Origin of the sequence: Mycoplasma suis str. Illinois (assembly GCF_000179035.2) — a bacterium.
GTDB classification, from domain to species: domain Bacteria; phylum Bacillota_I; class Bacilli_A; order Mycoplasmatales; family Mycoplasmoidaceae; genus Eperythrozoon_A; species Eperythrozoon_A suis.
On the sequence record NC_015155.1, the window covers coordinates 624,761 to 641,837 of the forward strand.

The 17,077-nt window shown below is 31.7% G+C and carries 23 protein-coding genes and 1 tRNA gene; 7 read left to right on the forward strand and 17 right to left on the reverse strand.

Annotation, left to right across the window (positions count from 1 at the left end; translation table 4 throughout):
• Window positions 1-7 precede the first annotated feature (7 nt).
• On the reverse strand, window positions 8-553 hold the full coding sequence (locus tag MSU_RS03715; protein WP_013610119.1) for a hypothetical protein: 546 nt from the start codon (window positions 551-553) through the stop codon (window positions 8-10).
• Between the two features lie 6 nt (window positions 554-559).
• Window positions 560-1,060 (reverse strand): hypothetical protein, encoded by a 501-nt coding sequence (locus tag MSU_RS03720; RefSeq protein WP_013609404.1) that lies wholly within the window; start codon window positions 1,058-1,060, stop codon window positions 560-562.
• Window positions 1,061-1,323: 263 nt separating this feature from the next.
• On the opposite strand from MSU_RS03720, the gene MSU_RS04850 reads away from it, so the two are divergent.
• On the forward strand, window positions 1,324-1,479 hold the full coding sequence (locus MSU_RS04850; protein ID WP_158307465.1) for a hypothetical protein: 156 nt from the start codon (window positions 1,324-1,326) through the stop codon (window positions 1,477-1,479).
• Window positions 1,480-1,533: 54 nt separating this feature from the next.
• On the opposite strand, the gene MSU_RS03725 is transcribed toward MSU_RS04850, so the two are convergent.
• Window positions 1,534-1,878, reverse strand: a complete 345-nt coding sequence (locus MSU_RS03725; protein ID WP_013609405.1) for a hypothetical protein — start codon at window positions 1,876-1,878, stop codon at window positions 1,534-1,536.
• Window positions 1,879-2,519: 641 nt separating this feature from the next.
• Here MSU_RS03725 and MSU_RS04675 point away from each other — a divergent pair.
• Complete coding sequence (locus MSU_RS04675) at window positions 2,520-3,008, forward strand: hypothetical protein (RefSeq protein WP_013610121.1); 489 nt, start codon at window positions 2,520-2,522, stop codon at window positions 3,006-3,008.
• Window positions 3,009-3,054: 46 nt separating this feature from the next.
• Here MSU_RS04675 and MSU_RS03735 read toward each other — a convergent pair whose 3' ends face one another.
• The 3 genes from MSU_RS03735 to MSU_RS04965 are packed head-to-tail and all read right to left on the reverse strand — an operon-like array spanning window position 3,055 to window position 4,164.
• The gene (locus MSU_RS03735; RefSeq protein WP_013610122.1) at window positions 3,055-3,456 is read right to left on the reverse strand and encodes a hypothetical protein; all 402 of its coding nucleotides are present in this window, start codon (window positions 3,454-3,456) and stop codon (window positions 3,055-3,057) included.
• An 11-nt stretch (window positions 3,457-3,467) separates the two neighbouring features.
• Window positions 3,468-4,037, reverse strand: a complete 570-nt coding sequence (locus MSU_RS03740) for a hypothetical protein (RefSeq protein ID WP_013610123.1) — start codon at window positions 4,035-4,037, stop codon at window positions 3,468-3,470.
• Window positions 4,038-4,041: 4 nt separating this feature from the next.
• Window positions 4,042-4,164: a hypothetical protein gene (locus tag MSU_RS04965; RefSeq protein WP_013609410.1), complete on the reverse strand. Its 123-nt coding sequence runs from the start codon at window positions 4,162-4,164 to the stop codon at window positions 4,042-4,044.
• Window positions 4,165-4,252: 88 nt separating this feature from the next.
• Here MSU_RS04965 and MSU_RS03745 point away from each other — a divergent pair, with 88 nt between their 5' ends.
• Window positions 4,253-4,516: a hypothetical protein gene (locus tag MSU_RS03745; protein WP_013610124.1), complete on the forward strand. Its 264-nt coding sequence runs from the start codon at window positions 4,253-4,255 to the stop codon at window positions 4,514-4,516.
• Between the two features lie 266 nt (window positions 4,517-4,782).
• Window positions 4,783-5,127, forward strand: a complete 345-nt coding sequence (locus MSU_RS03750; RefSeq protein WP_013610125.1) for a hypothetical protein — start codon at window positions 4,783-4,785, stop codon at window positions 5,125-5,127.
• Between the two features lie 421 nt (window positions 5,128-5,548).
• Here MSU_RS03750 and MSU_RS03755 read toward each other — a convergent pair whose 3' ends face one another.
• The 7 genes from MSU_RS03755 to MSU_RS03785 all read right to left on the reverse strand — a co-directional run bounded on the left by MSU_RS03755 (window position 5,549) and on the right by MSU_RS03785 (window position 11,637).
• Entirely contained in the window at window positions 5,549-6,061 is a 513-nt protein-coding gene (locus MSU_RS03755; RefSeq protein WP_148221853.1) for a hypothetical protein, read from the reverse strand.
• A gap of 101 nt (window positions 6,062-6,162) precedes the next feature.
• Window positions 6,163-6,438 (reverse strand): hydroxymethylglutaryl-CoA reductase, encoded by a 276-nt coding sequence (locus tag MSU_RS03760; RefSeq protein WP_013609412.1) that lies wholly within the window; start codon window positions 6,436-6,438, stop codon window positions 6,163-6,165.
• A gap of 228 nt (window positions 6,439-6,666) precedes the next feature.
• On the reverse strand, window positions 6,667-7,212 hold the full coding sequence (locus MSU_RS03765) for a hypothetical protein (RefSeq protein ID WP_013609414.1): 546 nt from the start codon (window positions 7,210-7,212) through the stop codon (window positions 6,667-6,669).
• Window positions 7,213-7,393: 181 nt separating this feature from the next.
• Window positions 7,394-8,098: a hypothetical protein gene (locus MSU_RS04705; RefSeq protein WP_193345416.1), complete on the reverse strand. Its 705-nt coding sequence runs from the start codon at window positions 8,096-8,098 to the stop codon at window positions 7,394-7,396.
• Window positions 8,099-8,211: 113 nt separating this feature from the next.
• Entirely contained in the window at window positions 8,212-8,910 is a 699-nt protein-coding gene (locus MSU_RS03775) for a hypothetical protein (protein ID WP_148221854.1), read from the reverse strand.
• 82 nt (window positions 8,911-8,992) lie between these two features.
• Window positions 8,993-9,667 carry a hypothetical protein gene (locus MSU_RS03780; RefSeq protein ID WP_013609417.1) on the reverse strand — a complete coding sequence of 225 codons (675 nt, stop codon included), beginning with the start codon at window positions 9,665-9,667 and terminating at the stop codon, window positions 8,993-8,995.
• A 143-nt stretch (window positions 9,668-9,810) separates the two neighbouring features.
• Window positions 9,811-11,637 (reverse strand): MIP family Ig-specific serine endopeptidase, encoded by a 1,827-nt coding sequence (locus MSU_RS03785; protein WP_013610130.1) that lies wholly within the window; start codon window positions 11,635-11,637, stop codon window positions 9,811-9,813.
• A 185-nt stretch (window positions 11,638-11,822) separates the two neighbouring features.
• Here MSU_RS03785 and MSU_RS03790 point away from each other — a divergent pair, with 185 nt between their 5' ends.
• Together MSU_RS03790 and MSU_RS03795 are read left to right on the forward strand one after the other, a co-directional pair.
• Window positions 11,823-13,103 (forward strand): hypothetical protein, encoded by a 1,281-nt coding sequence (locus MSU_RS03790; RefSeq protein ID WP_013610131.1) that lies wholly within the window; start codon window positions 11,823-11,825, stop codon window positions 13,101-13,103.
• Window positions 13,104-13,242: 139 nt separating this feature from the next.
• Window positions 13,243-14,679: a hypothetical protein gene (locus MSU_RS03795; protein ID WP_148221855.1), complete on the forward strand. Its 1,437-nt coding sequence runs from the start codon at window positions 13,243-13,245 to the stop codon at window positions 14,677-14,679.
• A 43-nt stretch (window positions 14,680-14,722) separates the two neighbouring features.
• On the opposite strand, the gene MSU_RS03800 is transcribed toward MSU_RS03795, so the two are convergent.
• The 3 genes from MSU_RS03800 to MSU_RS03810 form a co-directional block, all read right to left on the reverse strand.
• The gene (locus MSU_RS03800; protein WP_148221856.1) at window positions 14,723-14,986 is read right to left on the reverse strand and encodes a hypothetical protein; all 264 of its coding nucleotides are present in this window, start codon (window positions 14,984-14,986) and stop codon (window positions 14,723-14,725) included.
• 5 nt (window positions 14,987-14,991) lie between these two features.
• A complete protein-coding gene (locus MSU_RS03805) occupies window positions 14,992-15,393 on the reverse strand; it encodes a hypothetical protein (protein WP_013610134.1) in 402 nt (133 codons plus the stop codon).
• A 96-nt stretch (window positions 15,394-15,489) separates the two neighbouring features.
• Complete coding sequence (locus MSU_RS03810; protein WP_013609423.1) at window positions 15,490-16,365, reverse strand: DUF6856 family protein; 876 nt, start codon at window positions 16,363-16,365, stop codon at window positions 15,490-15,492.
• A gap of 117 nt (window positions 16,366-16,482) precedes the next feature.
• On the opposite strand from MSU_RS03810, the gene MSU_RS03815 reads away from it, so the two are divergent.
• Complete coding sequence (locus MSU_RS03815) at window positions 16,483-16,977, forward strand: inorganic diphosphatase (RefSeq protein ID WP_013610135.1); 495 nt, start codon at window positions 16,483-16,485, stop codon at window positions 16,975-16,977.
• Between the two features lie 16 nt (window positions 16,978-16,993).
• Here the strand turns inward: MSU_RS03815 and MSU_RS03820 are convergent.
• Window positions 16,994-17,070: transfer RNA gene (locus tag MSU_RS03820), tRNA-Arg, on the reverse strand.
• Window positions 17,071-17,077 lie beyond the last annotated feature (7 nt).

Below are 17,077 nucleotides of genomic sequence, written 5' to 3' on the forward strand. Positions count from 1 at the left end.
ATCTAATTTAATTTTTACTTCTGCAAACTGCTCCTCCTTGATATACTCCCCATCATCAAGTGTGAAGACAACTAATCCCATTTCCACTAATTGACTTAACTGTAACTTCTTGCTTTCTCTCTTCTTCTGTTAATTTAGGGGCTATAAGAGGGGAAGAATAACTAGTTGTTTTATTTTGGGAAGATTCTTTTTTGGGAGTTGATTTTGAAACTTTTTTATTTGTTTTTCCACTTTCAGAATTTAATTCTCTCTTAACTCTTGAATTTACCTGTTCTTTATTGACTGAATTCTTTGGTGATTCAGGAATTTCTTCTTTTCGGGAATGAATACCTTTTATAGGGGATTGTGAACTCTGATTATCAGAAATTTGAACTAATTCTTGTTTTCCGTCAGAAAGTCCCTTTTCGGGACTTTCTACCTCACTTACTAGCTTATTTTGTGGTGTTTGTTCACTATTAAATATTGAACCTAATCCTGATCCAACTCCCCCCCCGATGCCTCCTAAAGAAATAAGTCCCATAAGACATTTATTTAAAAGACCTAAACTAAACATTTCTAATTATTTATATCTGCAGATAGCACCATTCTGATATACACCGCTTCATCAAGTATGAAGACAACTTATTCTATCTCCACTAGTTGTCTTAACCAAAACAGGTTGTTTCTTTTCTGCCTCAGTTAATTGAGGAACATCAAAAGGTGAAAAAGGTTTAGGTGTTGTGGGCTTTTGAACTTGTTGTTTTCTCTGCGTAACTTTTGCAGTTTGTTGTTGAGTTTTGGTAAAAACACTATCTCGAACATTTCTTCTAACTCTTGTACCTCCTTGGTAACCACTTTCATCAGAAGATGACTTCTGAGAACTAATAACCGGAGTTTGACTTAATCTTTCTATTCCAGAAGAAAGTCCTTCTTTAGAACTTTCTTCTCTTTTAATTAATTCATTTTTGGATTGAGAATTATTGCCAAATATTGAGCCCAATCCTGATCCGACTCCTCCTCCAATTCCTCCCAAGGAAATAAGCCCCATAAGACCTTTATTTAACAAACCTAAACTAAACATTTTCTAGTTTTTAACTACTAGTTCTGCAGTATAGTCCATGTTGATATACTCCATTTCATCAAGTATGGAAACAGCTCATTCCATTCCCTACAGTTGTTTTAACTACCACCGATTGTCTTTTTTCTTCTTCAGTTAATGTTGGTCTATTAAAGTGTGAGAAAGTTTTAGATACTGGTTTAGGAGTTTCTTGATTTTTAGGAGGAACTACTTGTTTAGTTTTTTGGTCTGTAGATTTTTGTCCTTTTTGACTAACTTCTTTTTCTTTGTGTGATTCGGAACTTTGATCTTTTGGTTGAAATTTTTCAGAAAATCCTTGTTGAGGACTTTCCGCTACTTTTGTTAATTGATTTTGTGTTTGTGAACTAAATCCAAATAGTGATCCTAGACCGGAACCAATGCCCCCCCCGCACCACCTATAGAAATAAGTCCTATTAATCCCTTAGTTAACAATCCTGAACTAAACATTTCTTAAATTATCAGGATCTGCAAGTTGCACCATTGTAATAGCCTCCTCATCAAGTATGAAGGCAACTAATTCTTTCTCCTCTAGTTTCCTTAACTACAGTAGATTGTTGTCTTTCCTTTTCATTTAATTTTGGAACATCAAAAGGTGAAAAAGGCTTAGAGGCTATGGGTTTTTGTGCTTGAGTCTTACTTGGCGCAGCTTTTGGACTGGATTGTTGAGTTTTAGGTAAACTACTACTTCCACTATCTCTTCTAACTCTTGAATTTCCTTGAGAAGAATTACTTACTGTTACAGAAGAAGTACTTTTTTCTGTTTTAGGATGACTATTTCCTGAAAGTGATTGTTGTTGCAAAATAACTGAAATTTGATCTAAATTATCTGCTTTAAAAGAAAGTCCTGCTTTAGGACCTTCCTCTTTTCTAACTAATTCGCTTTTTGGTTGATTATCCCCTAGTAGTGAACCTAAACCAGATCCTATGCCCCCCCCACGGAACCTAAGGAAGCTAGACCCATTAATCCTTTAAGCAACAGTGACATTGTCATTTTCTGGAAAAAATTATAAGAAAAACACTAATTTTTTAAATATTTCTCTTATAAAACTAATAAAGATTTATTAATTTCTTTCTATTTGTTAAGTTAAGAAAAAATAAAAAAATTGTAAATTAAATTTAATTACTTTTAAGCTCAAATATTTCGTTTAAATAGCTTCGCGAGGAAAACATAATAATTTTTAGTTTTTAACTTAAAAAATACATAAAAGGGGCTTTTTTAGCCCCTTAATATTTCTTAAATTATCTTTTTTCTGGAAGAATTTTTACTTTCAAAATAATTAGATTGTTCTACCCACTTTTATGTCTTTGAAGAGAAAAATTTATCTAAATATAAAAAGAAATTTCTAAGGGTTTTTTGTCAAAAGTAAGGGCTTTTTAGCCCTTTACTTTTTGACTAATTTAGTAACAGAATATTGTAATTACTTCTCTTCTGTCTCTAGGAATGGTTTCGGTACAAGTTCCTCCTCATTGATTTCGATATATTTCTATCACTCTATCTTCTTCTTGAATTAAATGTCCATTAGGTTTACTTGGCTTTGTTCTTAAAACTCTTTCCATATTGTTTGAAGGTATAGATGGTTTTCTTTGTTGAGGAGTCACTTTTGGTGTTGAAGATTTAGGTTGAGAATTTGCTCTAGGAGAGGAAACTGTTGAAGCTCTACCTCTTGAAACTTGAGGTGAAGGATTTACATTTTTAACAGTAGGTTGCTTACTTTGAATTCCAGAAGAAACATTTTTAGATTGTTGTGTTTTTTGCGAATCTTGAGTTTCTTTTTTAACTTCTGGTTTTTGAGTAAGTCCTTCTTGAGGACTTACTTCTTGACTTGTTAAAACACTTGTTGGTTGTTGTTCTCTGTTAAGTAAAGATCCTAGACCGGAACCAATGCCCCCCCCACGGAACCTAAAGAAGCCAATCCCATTAATCCTTTAAGTAGTAGTGACATTGCCATTTTCTGCAAAAAATTATAAGAAAGTCATTAATTTTTTAAATGTTTTTTAGTCATAGCTGATAAATGTTTTACAAATTTATTTTTCATTTGAAAAGAAAAAGAAGGTTTTCTTATTTTTTGTATATTTGAAGATTCTAGAAGAGAGTTTGACTGGATTGTTTCACCTCCTTTCTTATCAGAAGGATTAGAGGGAATAGAATTTTCCTTTCCAGAATTTTCTACTTCTTCATCATTAGGTTTTTTGACAATATTTCCTTCAGGTATAGCAGGATCTTCTGATTGCTGTCCTGATTGATCAGAAATAACTTCTTTTGTTATTTCTGAATTATTTAGTGAATTACTTACACTAGCTAAACTAGCTACTCCTCCAATAGTTCCAAAGGATATAAGACAGATCAATCCCTTAGCAACTAAGCTGAGATTAAACATCTCTTAGTTGCTTAGCTCTTGACGCGACAGAATTGACTATGGAATTTTCCATTTATTCAAGTCTCTAAACAATAACCATTAGGTATATTTCTTGATTTAACTTCAAAAGAATCTCTTTCTATATCTATTTCTTTTGAAGAAGTTGATCCAGTTTGAGGCTTCTTTTCTTGTCGCTGTGAAAGCTTTTTAACTTGTGGAGGATTATTTATGCTAGGTTTTGATTGTTTAGGTGAAGAAAAAGAAGAAGGAGAAGCTGAAGATTTAGTTATTGCTAAAGGAGATTCTTTAGTTGTCTCTTGTTTATTTAAGTCTTTTCTAACTCTAGAAGATGGCGAAACTTCTTGTTCTGTTGGAGTTGTATTTTCTGGGTTTTGTTCTCTATTTGAAATTTGAGAATTAGTCTTTGTCTCTTCAAAAGAAGAATTTTCAACAGAACTTCCTTTTTCCTTAGATACTAATTCAGTATTTGGTTGTTGATTGTAACCAAATACTGAACCTAAACCAGTCCCAAGTCCTCCTCCGACACCACCTAGGGATATAAGTCCCATCAAACCTTTTGATAACAAACCTAAATTAAACATCTAACTATTTACTAACTCTACAGAATGAACCATTAGATCTTCCATTTACTATTGTTTCCATACAATTGGCCCCATTTGGTCCAGAATAATATCTAACTTCATAGGTAATATTTTCTTCTGATTCCACTTCACTTCTAGAAGTTGTTCTAGCCGAAGTTCTATTTTTTTGTTGATGTTCGGAAGTAGAGGGTAAGGATTTAGAAATTTTTGGAATATTGTCTTGAACTGATTGTTGTGTCTGTTTTTCTAAATCTTTTTTAAGATTTGAAATTTCTGCAATTGTTGATTTACTACTTTCAGAATTATTTTCTATATGACTTTGTTGACTTTCAGAAACTAGTGTTTGAATAAATTGTTTTTGAGAAGAAAGTCCCTCTCGGGAACTTTCTTCTTTATCTACTAATTCAGTTTTTGGTTGTGAATTAACACTGAAAGCTGAACCTAAACTAGATCCTATGCCCCCCCCGCAGAAGCTATAGAAATAATTCCAATTAATCCTTTAGTTATCAAATTCAGATTAAACAATTTTTAACCTGAAATACTGCAAACTGCACTAAATCAATAACCATTGATTCATGTTTCTAGGCAATTAGCTCCATCTTGTCTTCTACTATTTCTAACTTCAATGGTATCGCTATCCTCTACTTGTTCTGGATAAATTCTTCTAGGCTTTATATTATTTGGTTGTTTATTTACAATATTTTTCGCTACCGGTGCTTTTGAATTAGGTTTTTGTTGTTTTGGGGTGGAAGCAGGTTTTGCTGGTGATTGAACTGGTTGCGAAATTCTTTGGCTAACTGCATCTCTTCTAACTCTTTGAGAATCTGAATTTCTTTGAGTTTCTTCAGTTTTTGTTAACTTTTCTTCTTTTTTAACTTCTTTGACTACTTGTGGATTGTTATTTTTTGAATCTTGACTTTGAACTGATGAAGCTGGAGAATCTTTTGCTTGAACAGAAAGTCCTTGCGGACTTTCTGATTCTTTTTTAATTAATTCACTTTGTGATTGACTATTACCTAGTAATGAACCTAAACCTGAGCCAATGCCCCCCCCACGGAACCTAAGGAAGCTAATCCCATTAATCCTTTAAGTAGTAGTGACATTGCCATTTTCTGAAAAATATTATAAGAAAAGCACTAATTTTTTGAATATTTTTAAACACAACTAACGAATTTTTTGTTAATTTCTTCTTTTTTAATAAGAAAAAATAAAAAATTTATAAATTGAATTTAATTGTTTTTTATGCTAAATTTTTAACTTAATTTAATTTGCGGAGAAAACATAATAATTTTTAGTTTTTAATCTAAAAAATAAATAAAAAGGGGCTTTTCAGCCCCTTCATATTTCTTAAACTATCTTTTTTTGGAAATAATTTTTATTCCCTTAAATAGTTAGAAAGGTCTGCCCATTTTTATGTTTTTAAAAAGCAAAATTCATCGAAATATAGAAAAAGACTTTTAAAAGTTTTTGTTAAAAGTAAGGGCTTTTTAGCCCTTTACTTTTTAACTAATTTAGTAACAAACTATTGTTATTGATTCTCTTCTACTTCTAGGAGTGGTTTCGGTACAAGTTCTTCCTCTTTCATCATAATATATTTCTGCCACTCTATCGTCCTCTCTAATTAAATAACCATTACGTCTACTTGGTTGTGTCTTTAGCTCTCTTGGAGTATCTATTAATCTAACAGATCTTTGTTGAGAATTTGTTCTTGAAGAAGAAGATTGATTAGTTCTAGAGTTTGAAGAAAATACTGTTAAAGTTCTACCTCTTGGAGCTGGAGAAGGAGAATTTACATTTCTTGAGATATTTTGTTGATTTTGTGATTTAGGAGAAATTTGTTTAGCTCCTTGTCCTTGTTGAGAATCTTGAGAATTTTCTTTAACTTTTGGTCCTTGAGTAAGTCCTCCTTGAGGACTTACTTCTTGACTTGTTAAAACATTTGTTGATTGTTGTTCGCTATTAAATAGAGAACCTAGCCCTGAACCAATGCCCCCCCCCAAAGAACCAAAGGAACCTAGTCACATTAGACCTTTAACTAGCAGTGTCATTATTTTTTTCTAAGAATTTCTAAAAAGTATTATAAAGCAAAACATATTTTTCATTAATTTTTATGGAAAAGTTTTTTCTAAAACCTATTTCAGTTACAGTTATATCCCTTTAACTTCCGATCTTTCTTGCCAATCTTATAAAAACAAGTAACTCTTCCTCTACTTACTATTTGAAGATCAGTATCATCATCTAATTTTTCTTCCTCTTCGACTTTTTGTTTACTTTGAGTTATTTCTGTTGACTCATTTTTATTCCCCATAAAAGAAACTACTCCAATACTAGTTCCTCCACCAATAGCTCCCACAGAAAGAACTCCTAAAAGAATTTTTGTGAGTAAAGAAAAACTAACCATTATTTAATAGCTGGATTTAAAAAGAAGTAATATTTTCCTTCTTGTTTTTTAGAAGGTCCTTTTTCAGGACCTTCTTTATTTACTATTTCATTTTTAAATAAAAATCTTAGATTCGAAGTGGTGCCCCCCCCGCAAAGTTAAAAGATGGAAATATTTTCATTATTTCTTTTTTAAACAACTTAAAAACTTGATTTGAATTTTACTGCTTTTTAGTGAAATTATCTGAAATTATGGAAGTCCACAAACTGAACCTACATAATTTCTTCCCAAGAATGAATGCAAACATGTTTTTCCTGGATTATTTCTATCTGCTTCAGATTTAGCTCAAAGTACGGGTTCTTGATCTTCTTCTAAAGATCGATTATTTCTGTTTTGGGTGGTTACTGGCTTTGGAGTTACAGGTACAGATTTTTTTGCTAAAGGTTGACCAGAATTTTGTTGATTATTTGAAGTATTTTTATTACCTGATGTAGAAGAGCTTACTCTTTGAACCTTATCTTGTTTTGGGGATAAGGGAGGAACTACAGGACCTTTATTAGTTTCTTTTCCTTGAACTACTTTAATTACAGATTGTTTTTTGGTAGAACTGGTTTGACCTTGATTTAAAGATTTTTGTTGTTGATCCTTATTTCTATGATCAACTTCTTCTTTTTTATCTTCCAAAGAAATCCCTGATTCAGGATTCTTTGAACTTAAAGAACTACTTAAGACACTCTTTTCTGGCTCTTTATTCGTTAATAAAGATCCGAAACCTGAACCAACGCCCCCCCCCAACAGTTCCTAAGGAAAATAATCCTACAAGACAATTTTTTAATAAAGTTATATTCATTTTCTAAATACCATTATAAGGGAGAAAAGGGCTTTAAGCCCTATTTCTTCTTATTAAATTTTTTGAAATGACTAGGAACTACTAGATTGTGCTTCTGCACTATAAGTAGCTCACTTCATATTATTTCTAAGTTAATTTGTATTTGGTTTGTTGATTTGAACTTTGATCTCCATTATTAGGTTTATGTGTTTTTCTCTTTTGTTCTCCAACAAGATTTAAGAAAAACAATAACTTTAATAATTCTTTAACTCTTTCATCCATTCCTTTACCTAAAGCTTGAGATAATGAAGTGAAAGTGGATCATTCTCACTTTCACTCAAAACTTCCTGAATCTACCAAAACTCCTCACAATAAATAAAATACTGTTCCTATTTCAACATCAAAAACATCTCTATAAACACCATGACAAAGAATTAAAAAACCATTAACAAAATCTCTGAAAGTAGCAACTCTTTGTTGCTGCTGTTGTTGAGGATCTCCATTACTGGAATTTTCTAATTGAATTTGCTGTGCTTGTTCAGCAGATTTAGATCATTCTTTATCTTTTAATTTCCAAAGTCTTCTTCCCATTTCAACAATACTTGTGAAAAAACTAACTGTAGCGCTTTTAGTTAAATCTCAAGCTGTTTCAAGGGCAGTAACAAAAATAGAAGTGGAGGAAGATCCCTCCGTTTGTTGTTGCTGTTGTTCTAGATTATTTTCTCGAGAAGGAGGGGGGAATCATTCTTTAAGTTTCTTTCAGATGCTTGTGGCAACATTTGAAAGATCATTAGATAGTGTTTCTCTAGCTATTAAGCTGGTTGCAAAGCCCCCCCCGCAATAGCTGCACAAGTTACACAAAGTTTGGCTTGCGATAAGCCACCCCCAAACCAGAGTTTCGTTGTTTGCATTGCCTTAAACATTTTCTATTAAGTAATTATTACTTAATTTTTATTTATTTGCTCTTATTTAATTTTTTCAGGTATTTCTTGTAGTTTTTTGAAAGGATTATCTAATTGATCTCAATTTGTTCCAAAATGTTTTCTAGCTAAATTTTCTGCATAACCCATATATCAATATAGATTGCTTTTGGATAAGTTTGTCTTTTTTACTTGTTGAGAATTGGTGGAAGATGCATTTTGTTGTCTAGCCTTAGCTTCCGTATCTATCCAAATACTAAAGAATAAGAAATTTCTTAACCCTTCATTTCCATGTTTATATAAATAAACAAGTAGACTTCATCAAAATCAAGAATCTACTGTATATAGATCTTTATATTTCAGCCCAATTATTAAAGAAAAGGAATTGAAAATTGGTTTCGCACAATTTTCTCAAACTTGTTGTAAATTTATAGATTTTCAATTGTTTTCCTTTCACATTTTTCAACTAGAAAATTGTTCTACTGTGCTTTTAGTTTCTAAAACAAAATAACTTAAATATTCAAATATTTTTTCAGGAATAAAAGTTAAAGCTGCTCAAGCTTTAGAAGAAAAATCAGCAGTTTCTTGCTGCTGTTGTGGCTGATCTACATTATTTTCTTGAGGATAGGGAAACCATTCCTTAAGTTTTCCTCAAATGCTAATTGCGACACTTGAAAGATCATTAGATAATGTTTCTCTCGTTATTAAGCTGGTTGCAAAGCCCCCCCCACGATAGCGGCACAAGTTACACAAAGTTTGGTTTGCGATAAGCTACCACCAAACCACAGTTTGGTTGTTTGCATTACTTTAAACATTTATTTAATTATTACTTTTGACTATCAATAATTTGCTGAAATTTTTCAAAAGGATTTTCGAATTGTGATCAATTATTTCCTAATTTTTTTCTAGTTAGATTTTCAGCATAAGCTAAATAGACGTCCATATTTTCTTTCGAAATAGTTGTTGGGCCTCCACTACTATTTTGATTATTTTTTGATTTAATTTGTGCTTGAGCATCTATCCAGATGCTAAATACTAAAAAGTTTTTTAGTCCTAATTCTCCATTTTCATATAGATACATTATTAATTTCCTAATCATTCCTGAATCTACTTTATAAATGTTTTGATATTTAAGTCCTAGTATCATAGCACAAGAATTTCAAAGGGGTTTGACACAGTTCTCTCATACTTGCTTTAAATCAATTGATCTTCATTTTTCTCACATTTTTCAATTAGAAAATTCCTCTATAATCCTTTTGGTTTCTAGGACAAAATGCTTCACATATTCAAATGTTGTTGTGGAAATTAGTGTTAAAGCCGCTCAAGCTTGAGCAGACAAATCAACAGATTCCTGTTCTTGTTGAACTTGTTGATCAGTAGCTGGTGGAAACCAGCTACTAATTGTTCTTGCTAAACTAGTGGAACTAGTAGATATAAGTTTTTCTGTCATTTCGGAACCAACGATTCCAATGACTATTGCGCCCCCCCCAGGAATGCACAAGTGGTGTAAAGCTTAGTTCTAGTTAATCCTCTTCTCCAGAATTTGGACTGTAAAGATCAAAACATATTTTTAACTTATCTTTTTATTTTTATAAGTTAATTTAAATAGCTTAGTTGGGTTAAATCCCAACTAAGCTATTTAAATTACTTTTGCTTAAGATTTCAGTTCTTAGAACTTAAATAAGTTTTAAGACTTGAATTAAATCTTTTTTCCATTTGAGTTCTATAAGAAACTACATTTTTTCCTGTTCCTGCAATTAAGTCAAATCCAGGAAGAATAACTTTTCCTGTTTTTTCCTCTACTACTCAACTACCTCTAACAGGCTCTACAAATCCATAGTTAAGACCTGGGTTATACATTCTATAGAGGCCTAACAGAGCTCCTGTTTGGTCTAATACCATACTTCCTGAAGCTCCGCTTCCTAGGAAAGTATTGTTAATTAGGTAGTTGTAACCCCAACCAGATAATTCTTTACCATTTCAATTTATTTTTGAAGAATCTGAATTTCTATCAATTGCTGCTAGGTCAGCATGACCAGGAATAATTCCTCCCTTACTGTTAGTTAAGTTGTAATCAGTAGGTAGGAAATATCTTCTATCATTCTTAAAGTAAGTTAACTTACTTTTTGTAGGTTCTGCAGTAATTACATCATTGTAATTTCTTCAACTTCAGTAATTAGGGCTATAATATCTTCCTCTATCAACTACTTTGAATTTTTGATTCATAGAGAAAGAAAGATTTTCTTCTACTGATCCTGGATAACCACCAATAAAGAAATTATCTTTACCTTCTGCTAATTGTTGAGGAGTATATTTACTCATCAATTCAGGAGCAAAAAAGTCAATGTAATTGACTTTGTTTTGGTCTAAATTGACAGATTGAATATTTCTTTTTGCCCTTCTTCTTTCTTGACTTACCTGTTGATTTCCATTTAGCTTATCTTTGTAATACTTATCAAATACCTTATTAGTTATTAGTTTTGCTTGTTTTTCGTTTTCAAAATTAACTTCTAGGACACCAAAGTCCTTGAAGTAATCTTCTTTATCTACTTGATGTCCTGATACTGTGTATCTAGGGCCCAAGAAGTTAACTGCTGAGTAAACCAATTTAGGATCCTTAACTGTAGTTGTATAAATTCTTGGTTGATTTTGGAATCTTTCGATAGAGCTTCAATTATTGAAAGATGATCAATTATTTCAACCCCCTAAGAAGTCACTTAGGGGGTTGTAGTTGTAATTATTCTGTTGATAATAGTGAGAAACTTGATTTCCTAAATCATTATGCTCTCTATCATTTACATCTTCTTCTGTGAATAGTCTTAGTTCAGAAGTCTTATTGTAGATAGATGCTTGGCAGCTATCTAAGTAATTTTTATATCCATTACCTAGATATCTTGAATAAGAGTAATAACTAGGTAAGTGTGTTCACTTAGAAGCTTCAGTTATTGGAAGTGAAGCTCCATAAGGATTATCTTTGAATACAAACTTATTAATAACGTGTAAGTTTGTAGCTATAAATCATCTAGTAGGATATTTGCCGTTTTGTGGTAATTCAAAATCTAAAAGTCAACCAGTACCTGATTGACAAGGCATCACCAATTTAAGTGTGTGATCCTTTATTAATTTATATATATTGCTTTCTTGTTCATAATTACTTTCTCTTAAGGCTCTCATTCTATTAGTAAATCCTCAATCTTTGTGAAAATCAACTTTTTCTGCATGATGTTCTTTTCAATCATTGCTATACATATAGTTAGCTCTTCCATCCACCACTGAATCTTGGTTATAAACTTTGTTTTCTCCTAGTTTTGCTTTTCCTTCATTAGATGACATCTTGTCAAGATGATAGAAATATCCATCATCCATAAAGTTCTTTCCTGAAACAACTCCATAAATTTGATGGCCTCCAAGGCCAACACCAAGTACTAGAAAGAGCTTAATTCCATTCGCTAGTAAAGGAAAAATAGGCATAATTTAGTTATTTAATAAGTTAATAAATTCAATACTTTGGGTCAAAAATTTCAGGTAAATTATAAATTGGTAGTCCAAAACCCCCGAAAACCAATTAAATTATAAATTTATTTATAATAGAAAAATTTATGTTCTTGAAGCCTCAATTTTCAATAGCGTAGAACTAATTCTAGACTTCTAAGAAAATGGCCGCAAAATTACCTCTTTGACTTACTACAACGGCCATTTTCTCTTCAGTTTCTGCCCCAATAATTAAGAATGCTTCCGATAGCATTCAATCCCCCAATAGAACATATCACTATTTCTTTAGATTGCCATTATTTTCATCAACTAATAAAGAAAAAACTCATTTAGTTGATGAGGACAAAGCGAGAATAGAGGGATACTACAAAAAGTATTACTCTTATCCTGCTTTTGTAAACAAAATAACTCAATATGCTACTTCCAACATGGAGGGAGAAGGTAATCCTAACTTTTACATTCAAGTTCACAAAGAGAAATTAGAAGATCATAGAGAACTTGAATGACTAAAAACAGTAAGACTAAATCAGATTACTGTTGATAGATACTATGAAAAAAAATCATCAGACTCTGAATTAACTTCTGGAAATCTTTTTAAGGAGCTAATAAAAACTGAGAACTTTTTGCCCCAATATACAAAAAGTGCTCAGAATGCTCTAAACCAAGAAGCTATAGATCTTTACTTCAAGGGAGTAAAGATTGATCAAAACGAAATTAAAAAATTGGTTTACTACCCTTCTGAATCTATTGGGGCTAAAAGATGATTTGTTTGATTAGATAAGGATCTTCTGAGACTAAAGCTCAATTTAGGATTCCATATTTGATTCTTTAATCAAACAAATCTTCAAAAACATAGCTCAATAAGAGATTTACTCGAAAAAGAACAAACTCAAAAAAATGAGATTAAAAAGAAAGTTAAATCTCTTTACAAGAAATTAACTGAAGAGGAGAAGAATTTCTTCTCCCTATACTACAGTAGTATTTGATCTAATAAGCAAGACAAACAAAGTCTTGCTCCCCAAGAAATATCTTCTGAAGATATCAATAAGATATACAACCTCCTTCAAGAAAAAGGAGACAAAATCACTATTTTCAAAGATCATCTCCTGCAAGTACTTGAAGGAGGTGACAAACTAGGTTTTGAATCCTTTTTCCCTAATTACATTACTTATGCATCAGGACCTGATGCGCTTTATGCCCTAGAAGGTGGAAATGAATTTAATAGTAATGTAAAAGTTACTATTACTCCAGACAGAAGAATAAATAGTGAGTGAAAAGTTAATGAAGTATTAGACCTATTTAAGAATTACAGTATTAAGAATTTCACATTAAGAACAACTAATAGCAACAAAGATCAGTGACCTTCATTAACTTTTACTAATTCTCCTGATAAGGATTACCCAATTATCAGGGAAGAATACTTTGTGAAAAATAAAGTAATTTAAGGCAAATATGGAGGGTTCAATCCCTTGCTTCATATTTGTCTTATTATTACTTTTTGTCACATGAACTAAATATAGGTTACCTGGGCTGGTAACCTCAGCCTTTCTATCAGTTTCAGCATTTTCCATATTTAATCTATTTATGCTGGCTGGCCTTCCCTTTAGTAGGGAGACAGTTTTTGGGGCAGTAGCTCTATCTCTCTTTGGGCACTTAAAAGTAATTCACTTCTTTAAGTTTGCGCAAAAATATCTCCTAAAGAAAATCTATACAGTCAAGCTAGCAATTTTGCTAGCTAGAAAAAAACATAACTTATATCTTTATGAATTAACACTTCTGCTGTTAATTCCGGGATCACTTTTTGTGTTTTTATTTCCTTCAACTCTTAAAGAATTAGGACTTTTAGTAGTTTTAGGAATACTATGTATTACTGCTCTTTGATGATTGTTTTCTAACTTTTATCTTCCAAAACTAATTCTTTCTTTGGAGGATCAAAGAAACTCTATTCTCCCTGCAAGACAATGATCTAATCCTAAATATTCTCTTTTATTGGGTAATGAAGATGAAGCAATAGATAAGCCTGTTAGAAAAATTAGAAAGAATTTTTCTCCTCTTCTTATCTGTTTAGGTATTCTTGGAATACTTTTGTGTATTGGAGGAGCAAATCTTCATTATCCTGAGTTTTTCAAAAATAATCAATTGCTGTCAATTGATTCCAAAGCTAATGGGACTATCACCGAAGCTTTAAAAACTTTTGAAGGAAAATATAAGACACTGTCTGAAGCTCCTAAAGACATTAAAGCTAATGGGAATTCAATTTCCCTTCTATACTATCTATTTCCTGAAGGATTATCACTAGATCAAATAATTGAAAAATTAAAAGGTACCACAAATGGTAATGGCGTGCAAAATGGCCAACAAACTCAAGAAATTAAGAATTATGAAATTCAAACTACTGAAGCTTTTTCTAAGATGCCTTCACTGCAAACAGCAGTGAAGCTATCTCTTTGATCTCTAATTCCTTTGTTCTTTTACTCTATTTTCAGATTTGGCTCTCTCAATGCTTTAGCTTTCTTAATTTCATCAATTTGTCTATTTGGAGTTAAATTCTTTTTCCTTATGCTATTTCCATTTAAGATTTCTGAGCTAATGCCAGAAATATCTTTCATTAGCTTTATGATGCTAATTATTCTTTGAATGAGTTCGCTGTCTTTTTCAAATGAATTGACAGGAAATAACAATAAGATAGAAGATCAAAAACTATTTTTGAAAATTCAATCCAATAGATTGAAGTGAATTATTAGACAAGGTAATTCTTACTATGTTGGAATGCTAGCTGTAGCTTTAGTATTGTTGCTAGCATTCAGGCTAAATGAAATTATTTATGCTGTATTCCTTTTAATATTGCTTGCAGCAATATCTTCTTGCTGCTTCTCAACTATGTTCTCTTTCTGTCTAGCTAAATTGAGTTGAAGACTTGGAAGACTTTATGGAAAACTATATGGTGTATTTATTAGATCCAGAAAGAGACATTATGAAACAGTTGTTGAAGAAGAAAAAGTTCTTGGAATTAATTATTAATTAGTTTTCCTTTATTTCCCCGTTAAGGGGAAGGAGTGAAAGCCTAAAGGAAAGTTATTCTATTTTCTTGTAAATCTTCTGGATTTCGCTGAAATCCCATTTTAGGAAGATAGCATTCAGGATTATTGAAACAATTTTCATGCACACTTGTTTCAACAATTGTTGGCTTTCTTTTTCAATATCTATTAATTAAGTCCATTATTAGATTTGCCAAACTTGAAAAAGTTAGTATTCCTGTAGCTATTCCCATTAGAGAGGCTGCGCCCCCTCTAATTATTTTCTTTTCATTAATACTTAACTTTTTCACTTTTATTAGACTGCTCAAGGTACTCCAAAGGATATTCCGCTCTTGTAGTAATAAGGCGAGAATCTAATTGTTGGTCTCAGGGCTTCTGATGCATAAGAGAAGAAATCTCTTCTATTGGAGGCATTACTGCCTCCTCCCGAATAATTTCCATAATATCCACTCCCTACTGGACTGAAATGTGAAGAAACTTGTTTTGCATTTCCTTTGTCACCGAAGAAGAAAGAATAAATTTCCTCACCTAAAGTAATTAGTCCTGGAATACTAGACAAAGCTAGTAAGGAAATATTATGGAATCTAGTATTACAGTTAACTATTCCACTCTTAGGTTTAGAGGAAAGAGGAGAATATCTTCTCCTCCCTGCTCCCCCTACAATTAGTTTCTTTTCAGATTCTGATATCTTTCTCATTTCTTTAAATATCCATAAAGTCTTTTCACTCTATTAATGGAAAGATCTAGTTAAAAAAGCATAAAAAGCTTTTTTAACTTCTAAAGACCTAAACTACTAGCTCCAGATTATTTTGCTTTCAAAGATGTAATTTAAATGCTTAAACAAGTCATATCTAAGTATTATGTCTCTATTATCGGCAGTAGATTCAGTCAAACTACCTACATTCTTTGAAGTTCTCTCTTTATCTTTTTCTAATTCCTCTATTTTGTCTTGATGCAAGACAAAAGGAATTCCCTCTTTGTAAATAATTACTACAGGAATGCCTGTTACTTTGTTTCCAAAGTAATAGATAAGTAGGGAGTGAATCTTTCTAAAATTAACTGCTGACTTATCGTATCTGATATAGTCATCCTTTATTCTTCCCTGACTTAATAAGGTTGTACTTCACTTATGTCAGGGAATTCCAGCTAAATCGTCATTATTTCTGTGATCCATAGAAGGTATCTCATCACTGAAGAAAATAAATTTCAAATCTCTCAACTTACTCTTTGTTTTTGATAAAGAGTAAGTTTCATAAAAGATACCATCTCTATAAACATTTTTGTTGGCTCCTAATCAAGTCTTAGGAGACTCTATAGAGTTATATAAGAAGTTTGTACAGTTGGGGCAGGAATCTGCCCCAAAATACAAAACATAATTTCCATTGTTATATTTCTTTGTTCCCCTAATTAATTCAGAATTAGATACCTTAACTTCAGGGAAACTAGAAAATTTTCTAGTTTCTGTTGTGTAACTTACTCCATTACTATCTGAGTCACTATTCTCTACCCCTTGCATAGCATATTTTTCTGGAGCTGGATTAAATTCTCTAAATAAAAATTCTTCAAAACTATCTCCTACAAGAATTGGAGGAATACTAATAGCTCCGGCACTAGCGGAGCTAAAACCTAAAATTAAAAGAGCTTTAAGTTTACTTAGTCCTAATAGCAAATTAGTACAAAGAAACTACCAAAATAATGCTTTTTAAAAGATCTTATTAAACAAAAGTCCTAATATATTATTTATTATTAAACATTTAAATTTAAGTTAGTAAAAACTTAAATTAGTATGTCAAAAAATAATATAGTGGAGTGCTTTATAGAAATTGCAAAGCACTCCAATCTTAAATATGAGTGTGTTGATGGCAAATTGAAACTAGATAGAGTACTATTTGGTTCAATGGTATATCCGCACAACTATGGATATATTTCTGATACTCTAGCAGAGGATGGAGATCCTCTAGATGTAGTAGTGCTATCTAATTTCTCTGTAACTCCAGGAACTTATTTGGATTGCAAAATTCTTGGTTCTCTAGAAATGGTAGATTCTGGAGAACAAGATTGAAAAGTTATTGCAATTATGGATGCGGATCCAAGACTAAAACATATAAATTCTCTAGATGATGTTCCTCAACACTGAATTGCTGAATTAAGAAACTTTTTTGAAAGTTACAAGCAACTAGAGAATAAGAAAGTTTCCCTTGGAAACTTTATCTCTCTAGAATTTACTCTTTCTTTAATTGAAGAATCAAAAACTAGATGAAGAACTCAAAGGGGAGAATAACAATCAAATTATTAAATGGCACACCTAATAGGACTCGAACCTATACTCTTTTGATCCGAAGTCAAATGCTTTATCCAATTAAGCTATAGGTGCACTCAAA